The organism is Bradyrhizobium betae (genome assembly GCF_050632175.1).
Classification (GTDB): Bacteria; Pseudomonadota; Alphaproteobacteria; order Rhizobiales; family Xanthobacteraceae; genus Bradyrhizobium; species Bradyrhizobium betae_B.
Map to the genome: position 1 here is coordinate 5,513,491 of NZ_CP192576.1, position 19,621 is coordinate 5,533,111.

At 61.9% G+C, this 19,621-nt stretch carries 18 protein-coding genes and 3 pseudogenes; 13 read left to right on the plus strand and 8 right to left on the minus strand.

The features are described from left to right. The first annotated feature begins 7 nt into the window (after positions 1-7). The 6 genes and pseudogenes from cysE (at position 8) to ACQ86E_RS26410 (ending at position 5,020) form a co-directional block, all read left to right on the plus strand. Entirely contained in the window at positions 8-817 is an 810-nt protein-coding gene (gene cysE, locus ACQ86E_RS26385) for a serine O-acetyltransferase (RefSeq protein ID WP_431202478.1), read from the plus strand. After that, entirely contained in the window at positions 810-1,139 is a 330-nt protein-coding gene (gene nifW, locus ACQ86E_RS26390; RefSeq protein ID WP_431202479.1) for a nitrogenase stabilizing/protective protein NifW, read from the plus strand. Before cysE ends, nifW begins: the two co-directional genes overlap by 8 nt. Before the next feature lie 256 nt (positions 1,140-1,395). Then, positions 1,396-2,237, plus strand: a pseudogene (locus ACQ86E_RS26395) (electron transfer flavoprotein subunit beta/FixA family protein). Between the two features lie 19 nt (positions 2,238-2,256). After that, entirely contained in the window at positions 2,257-3,366 is a 1,110-nt protein-coding gene (locus tag ACQ86E_RS26400; protein ID WP_431202480.1) for an electron transfer flavoprotein subunit alpha/FixB family protein, read from the plus strand. Positions 3,367-3,379: 13 nt separating this feature from the next. Then, complete coding sequence (locus tag ACQ86E_RS26405; RefSeq protein ID WP_431202481.1) at positions 3,380-4,687, plus strand: FAD-dependent monooxygenase; 1,308 nt, start codon at positions 3,380-3,382, stop codon at positions 4,685-4,687. A gap of 36 nt (positions 4,688-4,723) precedes the next feature. Continuing rightward, the gene (locus tag ACQ86E_RS26410) at positions 4,724-5,020 is read left to right on the plus strand and encodes a ferredoxin family protein (protein ID WP_041748971.1); all 297 of its coding nucleotides are present in this window, start codon (positions 4,724-4,726) and stop codon (positions 5,018-5,020) included. 49 nt (positions 5,021-5,069) lie between these two features. Here the strand turns inward: ACQ86E_RS26410 and ACQ86E_RS26415 are convergent, their stop codons facing one another. Both ACQ86E_RS26415 and ACQ86E_RS26420 read right to left on the minus strand, forming a co-directional pair. Beyond that, positions 5,070-5,615 carry a carboxymuconolactone decarboxylase family protein gene (locus ACQ86E_RS26415; RefSeq protein ID WP_431202482.1) on the minus strand — a complete coding sequence of 182 codons (546 nt, stop codon included), beginning with the start codon at positions 5,613-5,615 and terminating at the stop codon, positions 5,070-5,072. Between the two features lie 8 nt (positions 5,616-5,623). Further along, positions 5,624-6,178: a peroxiredoxin gene (locus tag ACQ86E_RS26420; RefSeq protein WP_143844449.1), complete on the minus strand. Its 555-nt coding sequence runs from the start codon at positions 6,176-6,178 to the stop codon at positions 5,624-5,626. A gap of 177 nt (positions 6,179-6,355) precedes the next feature. Between ACQ86E_RS26420 and ACQ86E_RS26425 the strand changes: the two genes are divergently transcribed. Beyond that, positions 6,356-6,562, plus strand: coding sequence for a TOBE domain-containing protein (locus ACQ86E_RS26425; protein WP_431202483.1), 207 nt, complete (start codon positions 6,356-6,358; stop codon positions 6,560-6,562). On the opposite strand, the gene ACQ86E_RS26430 is transcribed toward ACQ86E_RS26425, so the two are convergent. Further along, entirely contained in the window at positions 6,531-7,148 is a 618-nt protein-coding gene (locus ACQ86E_RS26430) for a DUF2478 domain-containing protein (protein ID WP_431202484.1), read from the minus strand. The two genes, ACQ86E_RS26425 and ACQ86E_RS26430, sit on opposite strands and share 32 nt — an antisense overlap. A gap of 425 nt (positions 7,149-7,573) precedes the next feature. On the opposite strand from ACQ86E_RS26430, the gene modD reads away from it, so the two are divergent. Further along, on the plus strand, positions 7,574-8,461 hold the full coding sequence (modD, locus tag ACQ86E_RS26435) for a ModD protein (RefSeq protein WP_431202485.1): 888 nt from the start codon (positions 7,574-7,576) through the stop codon (positions 8,459-8,461). Positions 8,462-8,671: 210 nt separating this feature from the next. On the opposite strand, the gene ACQ86E_RS26440 is transcribed toward modD, so the two are convergent. After that, positions 8,672-9,676 (minus strand): HAD-IIA family hydrolase, encoded by a 1,005-nt coding sequence (locus tag ACQ86E_RS26440; RefSeq protein WP_431202486.1) that lies wholly within the window; start codon positions 9,674-9,676, stop codon positions 8,672-8,674. A gap of 151 nt (positions 9,677-9,827) precedes the next feature. On the opposite strand from ACQ86E_RS26440, the gene ACQ86E_RS26445 reads away from it, so the two are divergent. The 4 genes from ACQ86E_RS26445 (at position 9,828) to ACQ86E_RS26460 (ending at position 15,268) form a co-directional block, all read left to right on the plus strand. Continuing rightward, the gene (locus tag ACQ86E_RS26445; RefSeq protein ID WP_431202487.1) at positions 9,828-11,390 is read left to right on the plus strand and encodes an ABC transporter substrate-binding protein; all 1,563 of its coding nucleotides are present in this window, start codon (positions 9,828-9,830) and stop codon (positions 11,388-11,390) included. Positions 11,391-11,545: 155 nt separating this feature from the next. Continuing rightward, positions 11,546-12,526, plus strand: a complete 981-nt coding sequence (locus tag ACQ86E_RS26450; protein ID WP_431202488.1) for an ABC transporter permease — start codon at positions 11,546-11,548, stop codon at positions 12,524-12,526. Positions 12,527-12,528: 2 nt separating this feature from the next. Then, positions 12,529-13,446, plus strand: a complete 918-nt coding sequence (locus tag ACQ86E_RS26455) for an ABC transporter permease (protein WP_431202489.1) — start codon at positions 12,529-12,531, stop codon at positions 13,444-13,446. Between the two features lies 1 nt (position 13,447). Next, the gene (locus ACQ86E_RS26460; protein ID WP_431202490.1) at positions 13,448-15,268 is read left to right on the plus strand and encodes an ABC transporter ATP-binding protein; all 1,821 of its coding nucleotides are present in this window, start codon (positions 13,448-13,450) and stop codon (positions 15,266-15,268) included. A gap of 164 nt (positions 15,269-15,432) precedes the next feature. Here ACQ86E_RS26460 and ACQ86E_RS26465 read toward each other — a convergent pair whose 3' ends face one another. Continuing rightward, positions 15,433-16,158, minus strand: a complete 726-nt coding sequence (locus tag ACQ86E_RS26465) for a hypothetical protein (RefSeq protein ID WP_431202491.1) — start codon at positions 16,156-16,158, stop codon at positions 15,433-15,435. 527 nt (positions 16,159-16,685) lie between these two features. After that, complete coding sequence (locus tag ACQ86E_RS26470; RefSeq protein WP_431202492.1) at positions 16,686-17,381, minus strand: hypothetical protein; 696 nt, start codon at positions 17,379-17,381, stop codon at positions 16,686-16,688. Positions 17,382-17,677: 296 nt separating this feature from the next. Here ACQ86E_RS26470 and ACQ86E_RS26475 point away from each other — a divergent pair. Beyond that, positions 17,678-17,806: pseudogene (locus tag ACQ86E_RS26475) on the plus strand (IS5/IS1182 family transposase); the annotation flags it as partial. Positions 17,807-17,998: 192 nt separating this feature from the next. Here the strand turns inward: ACQ86E_RS26475 and ACQ86E_RS26480 are convergent. Further along, a complete protein-coding gene (locus ACQ86E_RS26480) occupies positions 17,999-18,892 on the minus strand; it encodes an amidase family protein (protein ID WP_431202493.1) in 894 nt (297 codons plus the stop codon). 10 nt (positions 18,893-18,902) lie between these two features. Continuing rightward, positions 18,903-19,406 (minus strand): annotated as a pseudogene (locus ACQ86E_RS26485) (amidase family protein); the annotation flags it as partial. Positions 19,407-19,621 lie beyond the last annotated feature (215 nt).

The following is a 19,621-nucleotide window of genomic DNA, read 5'->3' on the forward strand; positions in this document are numbered from 1 at the left end:
GGTTATCATGGCCTGTGTCGTCGACATTCCAATGGCCGATCCGGACGATGCGAGGCCGGCTGGACCGTCCTTGCTCGCGTTGATCCGCGAGGATATCGCCTGTGTCCGTCAGCGCGATCCTGCCGCGCGCGGCCAGGTCGAGACGCTCCTGACCTATCCCGGGATCCACGCGGTGATCTGGTATCGGATCGCCCATGGGCTGTGGAACAGCGGCTGGCGCTTTCCGGCACGGCTGCTGTCCTGGCTCGGACGTTTCCTCAGCAATGTCGACATTCACCCTGGCGCCAGGATCGGTCACCGCTTCTTCATTGACCATGGCGCAGGTGTCGTCATTGGCGAAACCGCCGAGGTCGGCGACGATGTCACGCTCTATCATGGCGTCACGCTGGGCGGTACGTCTTGGTCGCCGGGCAAGCGTCATCCGACGCTGGAGGACCGCGTCATCGTCGGGGCCGGAGCCAAGATTCTCGGGCCGATCACGGTCGGGGCGGGCTCTCGCGTCGGCGCCAATTCGGTGGTGATCGAGAGCACGCCGCCCGACGTCACCGTGGTCGGCATCCCCGCGCGCGTGGTGCGGCCGCAATTGAGCCACCGCCGCGTGGTCGGACGGATCGATCTCGATCATCATCTGATGCCCGACCCCGTCGGCGATGCGATCGAGGTGCTACTTGATCGCGTCGAATTCCTGGAAGCGCGGCTCACCCACATGCAGAAGCGCCTGCGTGAGGCCGGCGTACCGGGCCGGGCCGATGATCCCGCCGTGTCGATGTCCGATTGTGGCGGCACCACGAGCCTGATGGAGACCTGCAATGGCTGACGGAATTCTGGCGAAACTGAATGGCGCGTCTTCTGCGGAGGAGTTCTTCGCGCTGCTTGGCGTCGACTACGACGCGAAGATAGTCAACGTGGCGCGGCTGCATATCCTGCGGCGGATGGGCCAATACCTCGCTGGCGAGGATTTTACCGGCGCTGCGGACGATGTCGTTGTCAAGCGATGCACGGCAGTACTTGAGCGGGCCTATGCGGATTTTGTCGCATCGACGCCGATCGACCAGCGGGTCTTCAAGGTCCTGAAGGATGCTGTTGCGCCGCAGGCGAAGCCGACGCCGACATTGGTGCAGCTCGGCACATTGAAGTGAACGTACTCTGGCCGTGCAGCGGAGCCGCGAATGATCCGCGGGCGGGCTTGCGTGCGCCCTGGGACGCCTGCCTCGGGGCAATCATGTCTGTCGAGGCCTGTCGGATTTCCGACGCGTGTGTCGAGTGTCGTGCCCACCCGAAGGGAAACTCGTCCCCGCGCCACCGCAAGCCATTGGACTCCTGATCGATTTTCTTCGTCGCGGCAGTTGGTACGACACTTGCTGTCCTCTATCTGGCCAAGCTTTGGAGAAGCGCATGCACATCGTCGTCTGCATCAAGCAGGTTCCCGATTCCGCGCAGATTCGCGTGCATCCCGTGACCAACACCGTCATGCGCCAGGGGTGCCGACCATCATCAACCCCTATGATCTGTTTGCGCTCGAAGCGGCGCTCGAGCTGCGCGACAAGTTCGGCGGCGAGGTCACCGTTCTGACCATGGGCCCTCCATCCGCCGAAGACTCGCTGCGCAAAGCGCTGACCTTTGGCGCCGATCGCGCCGTGCTGCTGACCGATCGCTTCTTCGCGGGTGCCGATACGCTGGCCACGACCTACGCACTTGCCACCGCGATCCGGAAGATTTCGACCGAGTTCGGACCGCCGGATCTGGTCTTCACCGGCAAGCAGACGATCGATGGTGACACGGCCCAGGTCGGTCCTGGCATCGCCAAGCGGCTCGGCCTGTTGCAGCTGACCTATGTCGCGAAGATCAGCGCGCTTGATCTTGAGGCGCGTACGATCGACGCGGAGCGTCGCTCCGAAGGCGGCGTGCAGATCTTGCGTACCCGGCTGCCGTGTCTGGTCACCATGCTGGAAGCGACCAATCAGATTCGGCGTGGCGCCATGGCCGATGCACTCCGCGCGGCACGCGCGCCGATCGTGAAATGGAGCGCCCAGGATGCAGGCGTCGAGGACATCTCGAAATGCGGACTCAGGGGATCGCCGACGATCGTCAAGCGGGTGTTTGCACCGGCCGCGCGCAGCGAAAAGGCGAATCTGATCGAGGTCGGCGAGCAACCGGCCGAAGCGTTGATCGAGGCGATCTTCAAGCGCCAGCCGGCGCTGGAGACCGAACTCGCCACGCTGGCGCGTGGATTTTGATGCGAAGGGAGTACCGACTATGAGCACCGCACCGAAAACTCCCGCTCAGGCCGCCGGTGGCCGCGCTTCCACCAAGAAGGAGCTGCCCGAGCATTTCAAGGCCTACAAGCATGTCTGGGTCTTCATCGAGCAGGAGCGCGGCGTCGTGCATCCGGTCTCCTGGGAGTTGATGGGGGCCGGCCGTAAGCTTGCCGACAAGCTCAAGGTCGATCTCGCCGCTGTCGTGATCGGTCCGGATGGCGAGGCGACGCAACAGGCTGCGGCCGAATCCTTCTGTTACGGTGCCGACCTCGTCTATATGGTCGCAGACAATCTGCTGGCCGATTATCGCAACGAATCCTACACGAAGGCGCTAACCGACGTCGTCAACACCTACAAGCCGGAGATCCTGCTGCTCGGTGCCACGACGCTCGGCCGCGATCTGGCGGGCTCGGTGGCGACCACGTTGCTTACCGGCCTCACCGCCGATTGTACCGAGCTCGACGTCGATGCGGACGGCTCGCTGGCAGCAACGCGGCCGACCTTCGGCGGCTCGCTGCTCTGCACGATCTATACACTGAACTACCGGCCGCAGATGGCGACAGTCCGTCCCCGCGTGATGCCGATGCCGGAGCGCGTGGTGCGCGACACCGGCCGCATCGTCAGCCGTCCGCTCGGCCTCGTCGAGGACGATATCGTCACGAAAGTGCTGTCGTTTCTGCCGGATCGCGACTCCGCCAAGTCCAATCTCGCCTACGCCGACGTGGTCGTCGCCGGCGGCCTCGGGCTCGGGTCGCCGGAGAATTTCCAGTTGGTGCGCCAGCTCGCGACCGTGATCGGCGCCGAATATGGCTGCTCGCGGCCGCTGGTGCAGAAGGGCTGGGTCACCTCCGACCGGCAGATCGGCCAGACCGGCAAGACCATCCGGCCCAAGCTCTATATTGCCGCCGGCATCTCCGGCGCAATCCAGCATCGCGTCGGCGTCGAGGGCGCCGACCTCATCGTCGCCATCAACACCGACAAAAACGCGCCGATCTTCGAATTCGCCCATGTGGGCATCGTCACCGACGCCATCAGGCTGTTACCGGCTTTGACCGCCGCGTTCCGCGCGCGGCTGTCGCCGCATTCGCGCGACCGCATCGCAAGTTAGGGAGAGGACCGCCATGATCGAGGAGAAATTCGACGCCATCGTCGTCGGGGCCGGGATGGCCGGCAATGCGGCGACGCTCACTCTGGCGCAGCGCGGCCTGAAAGTTCTGCAGCTCGAGCGCGGAGAATACTCGGGATCCAAGAACGTGCAAGGCGCCATCCTCTACGCTGACATGCTGGAGAAGCTGATCCCGGATTTCCGCGAGGATGCGCCACTCGAGCGGCATCTGGTCGAGCAGCGCTTCTGGATGATGGACGACCGCTCGCACACCGGATTGCACTATCGCTCGGACGACTTCAACGAGGAGAAGCCGAACCGCTACACCATCATCCGTGCCCAGTTCGACAAATGGTTCTCCTCGAGGGTCCGCGAAGCCGGCGCGACGGTGTTGTGCGAGACCACGGTGACCGAGCTTGCGCAGGACGCCTATGGCAAGGTGATCGGCGTACGCACCGATCGCGCTGACGGCGAGATCCACGCCGACGTGGTCGTGCTGGCGGAGGGCGTCAACGGCCTGCTCGGAACGCGCGCCGGCCTGCGCGACCGGCCGAAGCCGGACAAGGTGGCGCTCGCGGTGAAGGAGATGCACTTTCTGCCGCGCGAGACCATTGAGGCGCGCTTCAACCTTCGCGGCGACGAAGGCGTCGTCATCGAGGCCGCCGGCACCATTTCGCGCGGCATGACCGGCATGGGCTTCATCTACGCCAACCAGGAGTGCATCTCGCTCGGCATCGGCTGCCTGGTCGCTGACTTCCAGCGCACTGGCGAGACGCCCTACGGCCTGCTCGATCGCTTCAAGCGGCACCCGTCGGTGGCGCCGCTGATCGAAGGCTCGGAGGTGAAGGAATATTCCGCCCACCTGATCCCGGAGGGCGGCTTCAATGCGATTCCGCAGCTCTATGGCGAGGGCTGGGTCGTGGTCGGCGACGCCGCGCAGCTCAACAATGCCATTCATCGCGAGGGTTCGAACCTTGCGATGACCTCCGGCCGGATCGCGGCCGAGGCGATCTTCCAGATCAAGTCGCGGCGCGATCCGATGACGGCGCACAATCTGGCGCTCTACAAGAAGATGCTGGACGAGTCCTTCGTCATGAAGGACTTGAAGAAGTACAAGGATATGCCGGCGCTGATGCATACCCAGTCGCAGAACTTCTTCCTGACCTATCCGGAACTCGTCTCCAAGGCGATGCAGAACTTCCTTCGCGTCGATGGCACGCCCAAGATCGAGAAGGAGAAGGTGACGCTGAGATCCTTCATCAAGGCGCGATCCTGGACCGGGTTGTTCGGCGACGCCTTCCGCCTGGCCCGCGCCTGGCGCTGAGAGCCGACATAGCGACAAACGATGGAGACCAAAATCATGTCGATCGAACCATCCGTACGCGTCGAGGACAAGCTGTTCTATAACCGCTATCTGGTCGATGCCGGCCGCGCCCACATCAAGGTGCGACCGCACGCGACACCGTCGCCGCAGCTGCTCACCATGCTCAAGGCCTGCCCGGCGCGCTGCTATGAGCTCAACGACAAGGGGCAGGTCGAGGTCACCGTCGATGGCTGCGTCGAATGCGGCACCTGCCGGGTGATCTGCGAGGAGAGCGGCGACATCGAGTGGAGCTATCCGCGCGGCGGCTACGGCGTGCTGTTCAAGTTCGGCTGAATATCCGGACGCCGCCGGTGAGGCCGGCGGCGTCCGGATGTCGCTTGGCCTATTCCGCGGCCGTCAGGACGGCAGCTCCGCCGGCCTCGATGGCGACCGCAACCGACTGGATGATCGCGGCAAAGCGCACCGCGGTCTGGATCGTACCGGCCGCGATGCCGGCCTCCTGCAAGACCTTCTCGTGCGCATCAATGCAGGCGCCGCAGCCATTGATGGCGGACACGGCGAGCGACCAAAGCTCGAAATCGGCCTTGTCGACGCCGGGGTTGCCGATCACGTTCATGCGCAGCCGTGCCGGCATGGCTCCGTATTCCTTGTTCGAGGCAAGGTGGACGAAACGGTAGTAGATGTTGTTCATCGCCATGACCGATGCCGCGGCCTTCGCTGCAGCGACCGCGGCCGGCGTCAGCCTGTCGGCCGCGAGCGCTTGGAACCCGGCAATCACCGCTGGATTGCGCGTCGCGACCGCGGCCGCGAGGAACAAGCCATATCTGGTTTGCTCGCCCAGGCTCTCGTCGGCCACCATGGACGAAAGATTGAGCCTCACGTCCTTGGCGAAGTCCGGGACCATGTCCTTCAGTTGATCAATCGACATGGCTGCTGTCAGGCGACCTTCAGCGTCTCGCCGCCGACCTCGCGGTTGCAGGGGCAGAGTTCGTCGGTCTGTAGCGCGTCGAGCACGCGCAACGTATCCTTGGGGCTGCGGCCGACATTGAGGTTGGTGGCATAGACATGCTGGATCGTGTTGTCGGGATCGACCACGAATGTGTAGCGATAGGCAACGCCATCCGGCGAACGGACGCCGAGACCGTCGACCAGCGATCCCCTGGTGTCGGCGAACTGCCAGATCGGCAGCTTGCGCAGATCCTTGTGGTCGCGCCGCCAGGCCAGCTTGCAGAACTCGTTGTCGGTCGATCCGCCGAGCACGACGGCATCGCGATCCTCGAAATCTTTCGCGAGACGAGCAAATTCGGCGATCTCGGTCGGGCAAACGAAAGTGAAATCCTTCGGATAGAAGAACACGATCTTCCATTTTCCTGGAAAGCTCTTTTCGGTCAGCGTCTCGAACGCGCTCTCACCCTTCTCTTCCTGAACTTCAAATCCGGGCTTCACGCCGACGACTTCGAACGACGGTAGTTGACTTCCAATTCCAAGCATAACTTTTCAACCTTTTGGGATTCGATCGTAGTGTTCGCAAGCAAGCGATATGCCATCCGGGCCCGCTGCCAATCGTCGGAATTGTGACGATTGAAAGCCGACTCGCGAAGGCCACGATCTTGCATACAAAACATTGCACGACGGAGACAGACGCCGTCGCAAGAAGACGAATAGCAAATGAAGCTCAGTGCACGCAATATTTTGCCGGGTCGCGTCGTCGCCGTGACCAAAGGCACGACGACTGCGCACGTGAAGGTCGAACTCGCGCCGGGTCTTGTGGTGTTTTCGGCCATCACCAACGAAGCGGTCGATGATCTCGCCCTGAAAGTGGGCGACACTGTTTCGGCCGTGATCAAGTCGTCGGATGTGATGATCGGTAAATAGTCGACGGGTCGGCGGGCGAGTCCGCAGCCTCATCTTCGCGCATGCGCTTCATGCGCGAAGAAAGGTCCTGCCACCATGCTTCGATGACCTGACGCTCGCAGAGCAGCGTCGTGCCGATCCCGCCGGTAAAGCTGATCCAGGCCTCCAGACATTTTTCGGGCACGGCGGTCAGCACGGGAATACCGGCGGCGATGGCGTCGGCGAGCTCGTCGCGCAGCCCTTGTCCGGCGGCTTCCTGCTTGGAGAACTTGTTGATCACGATCAGGTCGACATCCTGCGTGATCGCGCTTGCGACCGCGACGGACGCGTCGGCAAGACCTGCGGCATCCAGTTTGCACGCCATGGCACCGCTGCCGAGCGGCTGGCAGATCGAGATCTCGCGGCCGGTCATGAGGTCGATCGCCTGCATGCCGACCTGGCAGCCGCCTCCGTCCTTGATGTTGCGCTGGACGATACCGCCGATGCGCTCACCCGTCCGCACCAGGTCTTGCGCGAAGTCGGCGAGCAAAGCGTCAAGGTCGTCTTGCGGTCGGTAGAGAATGGCCGCAACGCGGTTCGGGTCGATCTCTGCGAAATCAATAGGCATGGCTGTGGTCCTTGCTTCGCTTGGTACGCCTGTATCATGAGTTGAGCAATGGTTAGGCCGCTCTGGTGCAGGCGGCGCTATACTACCGATCGCGCGATCGGATGCCCGGCCCAGCGAGATGCTGCACCGGAGGCGATGAAGATCAGGCCGATGCCGATGCCGAGCGAGCGGATGAACTTCACCGAGAAACTCCGTTGTCCGTTGAACGCTCCGAGCGCAGCCGAATTGCCGGGGTCGTGCCGGCAAGAATCATCTCAGCAATCGGCGTGCCGGGTGTGCCCGCGCAAATCTGGTGCGGGCCTTGCTAGAACGACCGAAAAGCCAGGTGCTTTTCGCCGGCGGCGGCGCAGAGGCCGATAGGCCTTGTCGGCTTCCCGACAAAACACGTCCGCAAGTGGACATGGTTGCGGAGATTGGAGCGTCACATGGTCACCGTTGCATCGCGCGCCGAGCTGGAACGCTTACTGGAGGACGATGTCCCTCATGGCGATCTCACCACCGAAGCGTTGGGGATCGGCGCCGCCTCCGGTGTCATGCGCTTTTCGGCGCGCGCACCCATGGTGCTGGCGCTCGCCGAGGATGCGGCCGCCATCATCGAGCTCGCCGGCGGCAGCGTGGAGTTGTTGGCCTCATCGGGCGCCGCGCTTGGGCAGGGCGCGCCGATCCTTGAAGCCCGCGGTCCGGCCGCGGCGTTGCTGCGAGGCTGGAAGGTGGCGCAGACCCTGATCGAGATATGGTCGGGCGTGGCGACCGAGAGCCGCGCCATCGTCGATGCGGCCCGCGCCGTTTCGCCGCGTATCGCGGTCGCCTGCACGCGCAAGAACATCCCCGGCACCAAGCGCTTCGCTGCGGCTGCGGTGAAGGCGGGCGGCGCGGTCATGCATCGTCTTGGGCTCTCGGAAACGGTGCTGGTGTTTCCAGAGCATCGGGCCTTTCTCGGCGACGTGCCCCTGTTCCAGGTGGTCGAGCGCTTGCGCGTTTCGGCGCCGGAGAAGAGAATTGTCGTCGAGGTGACGACGAAGGAAGGCGCGTTGGCTGCGGCGGTCGCCGGCTTCGACGTGATCCAGGCCGAGAAATTCACGCCTGACGACATCGCGGCGCTGGTGCAACGGATCGCGGCGATGGCCTATCGAAGCACCCGGCCCATCATCGCCGCCGCCGGCGGCGTCAACGCCGGCAATGCCGCAGCTTATGCGCGGGCCGGCGCCGATGTCCTGGTGACGTCGGCTCCATATCTGGCCAAACCCAAGGACGTGCAGGTGCGGATCGCCGCGGCGGGCGTGAATGCGCCGGGCCTGATTGAGGTGGCCTAGAGCCTGGAGCGCGTTCCTTCGTGACGAGTCCGGGCATCATCACCTCTGGTCGCTCAAATCGACCCGCTGGCGCCGCGCAGACGTAGCAGATTGTCTGTCGAGGCCACGGCAATGTGGGGCAGGGACAGAGCTGGCCTTATGTGAATATCTTGCGCGCGCGACTCGAGACGTGCACGTGCCGGCCCGACGCAACCGAACCTGAGGGTGTCATCACGAGAGTGGGCCGGCCGACCCGGGAGTCGCGTCGAAGAGATCGAGAAGAGTCGATATGACGCGATGGGGGATAACATCTGTCGCTGAATTGAACGGCACGTCGCTGGCGAGCAGGATGGAGCGCAGGCCCGCAGCGTTGCCGGCCGCGATGTCTGTGGCGAGCTGGTCGCCGATCATGATCGTTTCGTGCTTTGCCGTTCCGAGATATTCGAGCGCCTGCTCGATCAGGAACGGATGTGGCTTGCCGACGACGATTGGCGTCACGCTTGGTACGGCAGCGATCACCGCTGCGGTCAGCACGCCGACGCAAGGGTCATATCCATCGTGCACGGGCGTGAGGACATCGGGATTGGTCGCAATGATCGTCGCTCCCGCCAGGGCGGCGCGGATCGCGGTTCGCAGCTTGGCGTAGTCGAGCGTCGAATCGAAGCCGAGCACCACGACCTCCGGATCCGCGGCGGCCAGATCGTAGCCGGCAGCCTCGATGGCCGCGAACAACGGCTGTTCGCCGATCGCATAGACCGAAGTGCCTCGCGGCCAGCGCCTTGCGAGCAGGGCGGTTGCCGCCGAGATGGTGTTGAAGACCTGCTCCGGCTCTGCCGGAATGCCGATGCCTGCCAGCTTTGCTGCAAACTGCGCGGCGGATTTCGTCGAATTGTTGGTGACGAACGCATACGGCATGCCCTGCTCATGCCAGGTGCGAAACGCTGTTACCGAACTTGGGATCGCGGTGTCGCCTCGATAGGCGACGCCGTCGAGGTCCGAGATGATGCCGCGAATGGTCGGGAACTCCTGTGTTTTCAAGGCTAGTATTTTCAAGGCCTGGATTCCGCTCATTTCAAACGCGGAAATTATAGGTTTGCCGTCTCCCAACCGCTGTTCCGAGCGTCCATCATTGCTGTCCTGCACAGTGGAAAGGCGCTTCTGCCTCGGAGTTGGGCGGTAGGCTCCAGGTGATCGGGAGACACCGTGCGCAATGTTCGCCCCCGGGAGTGTCAGCAACGGAATTGTGGAGCAACAGGAATCGGGCAAGCGCGGCCTTTGGTCTACGCTTTGCAAGTTACGGCAAGTTGCGCGAGACGATCGAAACGGCTGAGTGCCCCGCGCCCTCGGCAGCAGTTTCAGCGTTGCCAAAATCATCGAGGGATAGGACATGATCAACCGCAGAGACGTGATGTTAGGTGGGCTTGCCGGTGCCGCAGCGTTGGGCTTCGGACGGGTCAATCCCGATTTTCTGATGAACTCGGCTTTTGCCGCCGAAGGCAAGGCGCTGCGATTTCTCGGTGCGGAGGCGTTGAGCGGCAATTGGGATCCGACCACGCACACCAATCTTGGTCAGCTCATCGTCGAAGGGTTCGTGTTCGGCTATTTGACGCGGGCGCCGATGAAGCCGGACAAGCCGGATGAGTTGATCTTCGAGCTGGCTGAGTCGATGACGCCCATCGATGCCTCAACGATGGAAGTGAAGCTGCGGAAGGGCGTCAAGTTTCATGACGGCACGCCGTTTACGGCAGCCGACGTCAAGGCGACTTATGAATATGGCTGTCTGCCCGACCGGCCGGCGCAATGGTATCCGGGACTCGTCACCGTCGACGTCGTCGACGATTTCACCTGCCGCATCAACACCAAGGCGCACGGCTATCCGGCGGCGCTCTACTATTATCTCTCCTCGTTCTTGCCGATCATGTCCGCCAAGGACATTGCCAACAAGGCGCAGCTGTCGGCTCGCATGAACGGCACTGGGCCGTACAAATATGTCGAGCAGAAGGGCGACACGACCGTTCTCGCCGCCAACTCCGACTTCTTCCTCGGCGCGCCGAAGATTCCCGGCGTCGAATATCATTTCGTCGGCGACACCACGACCCGGACGCTATCGTTGCTGAATGGCTCGGCGGATATCATCGAACGGCTGGAGCAGGAGCAGGTCGAGACGATTTCCAAGGATGCGCGCTTCAACATTCACAAGGCGGTGTCGGTCGAGAACAAGTATCTATTCTTCCGCTGCTCCAAGAAGCCGTTCGACGATCCCCGCGTCCGTCTCGCGGCGTGCCATTCGATCGACCGCAAGCAGATCCTTGAAATTCTCGGCGTCTCCGGAACCTATTCCAAGGCGCACATCTCGCCAGTGAAGTTCGGCTATACGGAGGTTGCCGAATATCCGGAGTTCGATCCGGCAAAGGCCCAGAAGCTGTTGGCGGAAGCCGGCTTCCCGAAGGGCCAGGGCCTTCCCGAACTCACCTATTACACGTCTGTCGGGTTCTATCCGAAGACCAAGGAATATGCCGAGCTGATCACCGGCATGCTTCAGGAACAGGGCTTCAAGGTCAATCTTCAGACGCTTGAGGTCGCGGCTTGGGGCAATCTGCTTTATGACAAGCCCGGCGGCGGCGAAGGCAACATGATCGACTGCGGCTGGTGCACGGGTTCGCCCGAGCCCGATCTGGTGCTGCGCACCCACTTCCATTCCTCGTCCAAGCGTATCACCGGAATCGTCGACAAGGACATTGACGCGGTGCTCGACAAGGAGCGGAACGCGACCTCCATCGAAGAACGCAAGAAGATCCTCCAGACCGAGACGCTGCCGACCATCGCCAGGAAGGCGCCGGCACTCGCGCTGTTCACGTCGGTCTTCATCCACGCCTACAGCAAGAAGCTCGACGGCCTCTACATCTATCCGAATGGCATGCAGGACATGACCAAAGCCACACTGGCATGATGATTGCTCCGGCAGGTCGGGCTTGTCCGACCTGCCGGCTTTCTTAGGTCCGATGTAGGTCGGATCTGTCCGACCTATCGGTTTCTCGGGTCGGGTGCAGGTCGGACGACCCGGCCAGCCGGAATTTCCGACGAATGCAAGGGTAGCTCTTCCCGATGTTGATCCTGGAATTCCTGGTCAAGCGGATCGCGCAGGGCCTCCTGATCGTCGTCATCACCTCGTTGATCATCTTTACGCTGCTGCGCGTGGTGCCAGGCGATCCCGTCCGTTTGATCGTCGGCGGCATGGCGCCGCCCGATGTGGTCGAGCAGGTGGCGACCAAGATGGGGCTGCGCGATCCCATCATCGTTCAATACGGCCGCTATATGCGCGGCCTGCTCCGGGGTGACCTCGGGCAATCCTATCTTCGGCCGCGTAGCGGCATGATTGCGGCAGGCGGGCAATATGTCGATCCGACCAAGTCGGACATGGCACTGGTGACCGACCTCATTCTCGAACGCTTGCCGTTCACGCTGCAATTGGGCGGCATGGCCTTGTTGTTCGCGCTGCTGATCTCGTTTCCGGTCGGAATAGCCGGCGGCCTGCATCAGCACGGCTGGCAGAACGCACTGGCGTTCGGCATGCAGTCGCTGTTCGTGTCGATTCCGAATTTCTGGCTCGCGATCGTTCTGATCCTGTTTCTGTCGATCAAGCTGAAGCTGCTTCCGGCGCTCGGTTACCAGGGCTTCTCCTATGTCATTCTGCCGGCCCTGGTGCTGGCGGTGGAGATCGCTCCCTTCATCATCAGGACGCTGACGACGTCACTCGGCGAGGTGATGCAGGCACCGTTCATTGACGAAGCCCGGGTTCGCGGCCTGTCGCGCCGCCGCATCGTCTATTCCCATGCGCTGCGTAATGCCGCGGTGCCGCTGGTCAATTTGCTCGGCATCCAGCTCTCGAGCCTGATCGGCGGAGTGCTGGTGATCGAATACATCTTCGATTATCCGGGCCTCGGCAATCTGACCGTCGTGTCCGTCGTCGGGCGCGATTTCCCGGTGATCCAGGGCATCGCCATCACGACCAGCGCGGTGTTCGTCTTCATCAATATCATCGTGGATCTGGTCGCCTATCTGATCGATCCTCGCGTGGAGATTTGACCATGACGGCCACCACGGTCATTGCAGCGGAGCTGGAACCCCGACTGGCCCGCATCCGGTCCGTCAACCGGCGGATCCTGGCTGCGGCATGGGGCATGTCGAGCTTCAAGATTGGCTTCTTCGTCTTCCTTGCGCTGCTGCTCGCGTCCGCGATCTATCCCGAAGTGTCCTCGGTCAGCGCCACCAAAATGGTGGTGAAGGACAAATTCCTGGCGCCGGTCTACCTCGGTGACAAATGGACCTGGGATCACGTGCTCGGCACCGATCAACTCGGCCGCGACATCCTGATGCGTAGCCTGATAGGCTTGCGCTATTCGCTGCTGGTTGGCGTCGTCACCGTGATCCTGATCTTCGTCATCGGCTGTGGCCTCGGCCTGTTCGCGGGCTTCAAGGGCAAGTGGTGGGACACCGTCATCATGCGGATCACCGACGCCCAGCTCTCGATTCCGATGATCATCCTGGCGATCACCATTCTCGGCGTGTCGCGGCCGACGGTCCCGACCATCATCATCGTGCTGGCGCTGTCCGGCTGGCCGCTCTACGCGCGCGTGGCCCGCAGTGCCGCGGTCGCCGAACGCGGCAAGGAATATGTCCGCGGCTTGCGCGTGCTTGGGGCCGGGGACTGGCGTATCCTGCTGCTGTTCGCGGCGCCCAACATCCTGCCGCCGATCGCGTTCGTCGCGGTGCTCGATGTCGCCCGCATGATGATCTTCGAGGCGATCCTGGGCTTCCTCGGGCTCGGCATTCAGCCGCCGACTCCGAGCTTTGGCAGCATCATCGCCGATTCCCGTAAATATCTGCTCAATGCCTGGTGGATCGGAACGATCCCGGGCATCTTCCTCGCCGTCGCGCTCACCTCGATCAACCTCATGGGTTCGGCGCTGGAAAAGGCGCGCAATCGCATCTATGGAGGTCTCTGAGATGGATCTCTCGCTCATTCTCCAGATAGACGATCTCACGGTCGGTGCCACGACACCGGGTGCGGCTCCGATCCTCGATCACATCAGCTTCCGCCTCAGCACGTCGGAGATTTTCGGCATCTATGGCGAGAGCGGCGCGGGCAAAACGGTACTCAGCCGCGCGCTGGCGAACTGGTTGCCGGAGAGCCTGGACTATCGCGCCGGTCGGGTCGCCTTCGCCGGTCATGACATCCTCGGCGCCGGGGCGCGGGAGGTCCGGATCGGGCGTGACATCGCCTATATCGGCTCCAAGCCGCAGAGCTCGCTCGATCCGACCGTGCCGGTCGGCGTCCAGATCGCGGAGAAGCTGCACAGCGTCAGGCCTGAATGGAATGGCCGGGAATGCCGGGACCGGGTCATGCAGCTTCTCGGCGAGGTCCGAATTCCTTCGCCGAAGGAGCGCTACTGGGACTACCCGTCGAAATTCTCCGGCGGCATGATGCAGCGGGCGATGATCGTCGACGCCATTTGCGCCGAACCCGCCGTGCTCATCGCCGACAACGTGACCCAGCCGCTGGACGTCACCATCGCCGCGCAGATCGTGGCCTTGCTCCACGACCTCTGCACGCGGCACAAGATGGCGACGATCTATCTGTCCTCCTCCTTGCCGACTCTCGGTCAGTTCGGCGACCGGACGGCCGTGCTGTACCAGGGCCGATTCGTCGAGCAACAGGCCTTCGCCGAACTGCTGGCTGCACCGCAATCCGACTACACGCGCAAGGCCATCGCGAGCGTGCCGCGGATGTGGGAGACGGCGGAGGGACCGCTGGCCCGCCGGCAGGCTCAAGGCGAGATCCCGTTGATGAAGGTGGAGAATGTCCATCGCACCTATCGTGCCCGCAAGCGCGGCACATTCAACACCTACAGCAGCGTGCAAGCCGTGCGCGGCGTGACGCTCGACATCATGCCGCGCGAGAATTTCGGCATCGTCGGCGAGTCCGGCTGCGGCAAGTCGACCCTGACCCGCCTGCTGGCCTGGCTGGAGACGCCCGACAGCGGCAGCATCGTCTTGAACGGGACTTCGCTCGGCGCGCTGTCATCGCGCGACCTGATCCGCAAGCGCAACGAGTTCCAGCTTCTCCTGCAGGATCCCTACAATGCCTTGCCGCCGCGCACCACGGTCGGCCGCATGATCGAGGAAAGTCTCCTGATCCGGGGCCGGATCCCGCGCGCCGATTTGCGGAAGCGGGTGATCGCGGCGATGGCCGAAGTCGGTCTTGCCGCCGAACTGTACGATCAGTTGCCGAACGCGCTCTCGACCGGCGAGCGCCAGCGCATTTCGATCGCACGAGCCCTGATTCTCGATCCCAAGCTCCTGATCCTCGACGAGACCCTGTCGGCGCTGGACCAGCGCGAGCAGGGCAGGCTGATCGAGCTGTTCTCGAAATTGCAGGAAAAGAACGACCTCACCTACGTCTTCATCTCGCACGATCTCGCCATGGTGCGGAAGGTGTGCACGCGGATCGCGGTGATGTATCTCGGCGAGATGGTCGAGATTGCCGACAACCACCATCTGTTCTTCGATCCGCAGCATCCCTATACAAAGGCGTTGTTGTCGGCCGCCCCGACGCTGGAGCAGAAGCCGTTTGATCCCTCCGACTTCCTGCTGGAGGGCGAGCCGCCCAGCCCGATCGACATCCCGGCCGGCTGCAGCTTCGCCTCGCGCTGCCCGAAGGCCTTCGGCCGTTGCCGGGTGGAGACGCCAAGGCTCGTCGAGCATTCACCCGGGCGCCTTGCCGCCTGCCATCTTCTCGATGGCGATCGGGCGCAGGCGGCGGCCTAGAGGCAGGGCGTGTATTCCAACCGACTGGACGGACAGCTTGTCAGTGTCCGCTATGCCCCGATAGCTGAGTTATTGTTACGTAGCAGCGAAACGACGCAGTGGACCAGAAGCTAGCGCCTGCGAGAACGCCAAGCCAAGCTTCTAAGTGTCGCATTTGGGCTCCTCTAGGCGCCCTCCGAATGAGGTTTGCGCATATAACCCTGCACAAGCTCTGTCCCGACCTCCTGGAAGAAGTGGATGAGTTGCGGATCTGCATTGGGAAATTGGTTGGCATACATAACGGCCGTAGGACCGAGCCGCAGGACCATTTCCTCCAGCCACGCGATCAGAAATTTTCTATCGATGAACGGCCCCAACTCTGCGAATTGGCCTCGGCTCGTCAAGCGGAAGCCGCCGTAATTTGCATGAGACGCCAGTTCGGAAAGCTTGTTGTATTCCTCCGCCCGCTTCTTCGTCGTGTCGCCGTCTCGCGCATCGAGCGCAATCCTGATCTTTACGGGATCGAATTTGTCCCTGCGCTCTTTTCTGTCTGCTTTCTTCCACACGCCCCGCTCAGCCGGTGACGTGCGGAAATAGTCCATGAGATAGCCAACCTCTAGGATGTCGCGCGCTTGATGAAATGCCGTCTGGTAGTAGCCGGAGAGGGCAAGCTTGATACCGGATGAGGCCGCATTGAACAGCCGCACGCCCAGCATCTGCATTGTAATCTCGTCCTCGGACTGAGATTTGTAGTCGATAGTGTAGACAAAAATCAGCGACATAAGTTTTTGTATCATTTCCAGTCGTCGTGCCATTTCTGGGGCAGCGCGCACCAATGCCATGCTCTCCTCGCGCAACCTTTCCTCGTGGTGGTGCGTCGTCTCAATGTCCTCGAATTGCAACTCCGTCATCGACTTTTTCCGAAATAGCGACACTAAGAATTGCCAGCCGCACCGGAGCTTATCAGTAACCCATACCCACATCATCGGACCTCTGTGTCCGGGTGATCAAACCATGAAAGAGGTGGCCTCCAGAACGTCGGTGGTGCGCCCGAAGAGCCAAGGGTATGCCAAGGGCCAGAAGCCGGTACTCCGAATTTCTTCACCTTAACGAGTTTTACCCCATTAAAGGCGTCCGAAAAGAACCAGCCGCAGCTCCCGATATGCACACCTGACATGCTGCAACAGTTTTGGCCAGAGTGACAGTAGCCGAATGCTGTCTGGGTTGCAGGGATGAGCGTACAGCGTATCGGAAACATCTAAGGGATCCCAATTCCGGTATGTATCGAGAGACATAAACAGAGGATGATCCTCGAGCGCTTCGGGCTTATTCAAGCGTCGATAGCGCTCTGTTCGCCTGCGCGTTCGATAGTGATATGCGACGCTGTTTGCTAGCACGTCGGCGGCGAGTACCAAACCATCGAGCGACGTGATCGATTTCAAGTCGAGCTGAGCAATTGTAATCGGCAGCTGTTGAGTAGGCGATGTTGCCCTGTGGCGACTGTTCCCTTTATTACCTTCTTGCTGACTGGATCGAATCCGGTCACCGTTTGGATCGTCGCGCCGTAGTTCAACAGACTTTTTGCCAATTCTTGAAAGTTCTTGAAGATAGACTTGTCAACTTGATCGGTGCGCACTTCGATATGTAGAAGCGTCCTTCCCCGTTCCATGCAGAAGGCAAGTAGCTTGGAATAGAGACCAAAAAATAGCTGCTCGTGGAGGCTCTCAGGCTGCGGCGCGTTTCCGCTCAATTTGAGAGACGAGCGGCGCTGCGCCCTAGCCTCCTCGATCATAGCCTGCACGCGTAGAAAATAAGCATGGAAGCCGGCAACGTACGTCGCTTCGAAAAAGCAAGGCAGACGTAGCTGCTCGATCAAATCAAAAAATTCCTTACGCAGCTGTCCTTGTTGCTCAGGTGCAAGATCGGTGATGTGAACCTTGCCAGCGCTCGTTTCATACTTCTTGGCGATGGCATCAAATTGAGACTGTGCGCCGGCCAAAAGTTCGCCCGGCACCATAATGCCTGCGAATACGCCGACTTCACCGGGCGACTGTTCATCGCGGTCAGCGTAGCCCTTCGCACCAGACTCGTCACAAGCAAAAACGATAAATTGAGGTGCCGCAATTCCGCCCATGAATGCCCCCGCCCAAGCTTTTCGGAAGATTAGATGGATTCCACGGAAGAGCGAAAGCGCCAACAGAGGGGTCCCGCACTTCTGCATTGGGTCATTCGCGACCGAAGCGAACCGGAAGCAAGTCTCGCCATGTCCGTTATCGCACGGAAAGCGGTTATAAACTCAGAGCACTAGAGACTCCGCCGCGCACCATTACGAGTTGAAGGCGATGCAGGCGTCGCGATTCAAGCCCTGAAACAGTCACCTCGGATATACGCCACGAACTCGTCGATCATGAATGGACCGCCATACGGCCGATGCTGCCGAACAGGCCGCGTGGCGTCGGCGGTAAATGACCGCTGCGTGCCGAATGGCATCTTTTGGATGCTCCGTTCGTCGCGCCATCGTGTGACCTCCCAGCAGCCTATGGTCATCGCACCACTTGCTCGCCGCAAGGGCAGGGGTGAACTTTCGGCCAACCGTATTCGCAAAGCGTGATGATGGCACTCTACCAGTGTTTTGCCCGACGCGTCAAATCCATTTCGTAAAATCCGTAGGATGCGTTGACATTTCTACTGTGCATGGGGTTGTTTTCGATGTTTTTGTTGCCGGCCATGGAAACTCAGATCGGACCAGCCTCAGGGCCGCGGTTTGAACGGCCAGTCCATCTTGACGGGACGCATATCCTCCAGCGCCTTGGTGACCTGGAGCACGCCAAGATCATCGAAGCGATGACCGATGACCTGCACGCCGATCGGCAGATGCCGGGAATCGAACGCCATATTGACCGTGGAGGCGGGCTGGCAGGTCTGGTTGAACATGGCCGTGAACAGCGTGTGCTCGAGCGGCATCTCGCGGGAGACGCCCGGCTCCTCCGCCGGAAAGTTCACGACAGGCATGACCGGTGAGATGACATAGTCCCAGCCTTCGAAGGCCCCCAGCAGCGCAGCCTTCATCTTGGCGATCCGGCCCAAGGCGCGGTAGAGGTCGGGGCCTGAGTGCTTCGCTCCGCCCAGCGACCACGCGCGAACGTAGGGGTTGATATCGTCTGGCGTGTCGCCGTGTGGGGGCAGGGAAATGTATTCGAGATAGCCGCGGACCTGCAGAAACAGGTCGATGGCCTCGTAGGCGTCATGATCGAGCGGCGAGATGAACGGCTCGACGCTGGCGCCAGCGCCGGCCAGCAGCTGTCCGGCCGCCTCGACGGTCTCGCGCACGACCGCCTCGGGCTTCATGCCAAAGCCCATGTCGGTGAGGACGCCGACCTTCAATCCCTTCACGTCGCGATCGAGGCGCTCGTGATAGCGCACGCCGTCGGCCGGAAGGCTCCAGGTGTCGCGCTCGTCCTGCCGCGTCAGCACGGTCAGCAGGCGGGCGATATCGTCGACGCTGCGGCCCATCGGGCCGGCCATGCGCATGGTATCGGCCGGCAGATGCGGCACACGTCCGTGGGTAGGCTTGAGTCCGGCGAGGCCGCAATGGAGCGGCCGGTAGGCGGACGGAGCCCGCGATATCCGTGCCGACGGAGACATATCCGGCGCCGGCCGCGACCGACGCGCCGGCGCCGGCCGACGATCCGCCGGTGTTCCAGGCAAGTCCCCAGGGGTTGCGGGTGATGCCGTGCAGCGAACTGATGCCGGATGCCATCAGGCCGCAATCCGGCATCGTGGTTTTCGCAAAGACCACCGCGCCGGCCTCGCGCAATGCGATCGCCGGGGGTGAATCGTAGTTCGAGGGCGGCAAGGCGCGGTTGGCGCCGATACCGTGAAAATAGGGCCAGCCGGCCATGGCGACGCTGTCCTTGACGGTCATCGGAACGCCATCGAGCGGACCCAGCGCAGCTCCCGCCTTCCATCGCGCCTCCGATTGCCGGGCGCTGGCCATGGCCTGCTCAGGACGAAAGCTGAACAGGGCGTTGATCGCGCCATTGACGTTCTCGGAATGGCTGATTGTGGCCCGCAGCACCTCCACCGGCGATAGCGCGCGCGAGGCATAAGCATCGGTCAATTCGGCAAGGCTCATCCCGATCGGTTCTGCAGCAGACATAGTGGCCTCAATGTGTAGCGTCCCGGATCAGTGTCCCGGATAGCGAACATAGCCTGCGTTGGGGTAGGGCCGCCGCTCTAACGGCATGATTTGGTGGAGCGCGAGGCATCCCTTTTGCATCTGTCTTGATCAAAATCTGCCTGATCAAAATCTGGCTTGATCAAATTTGGCGGACATGAAGGTCGGCCGAACGGCAAGCGCAAGAGATCAGAAGT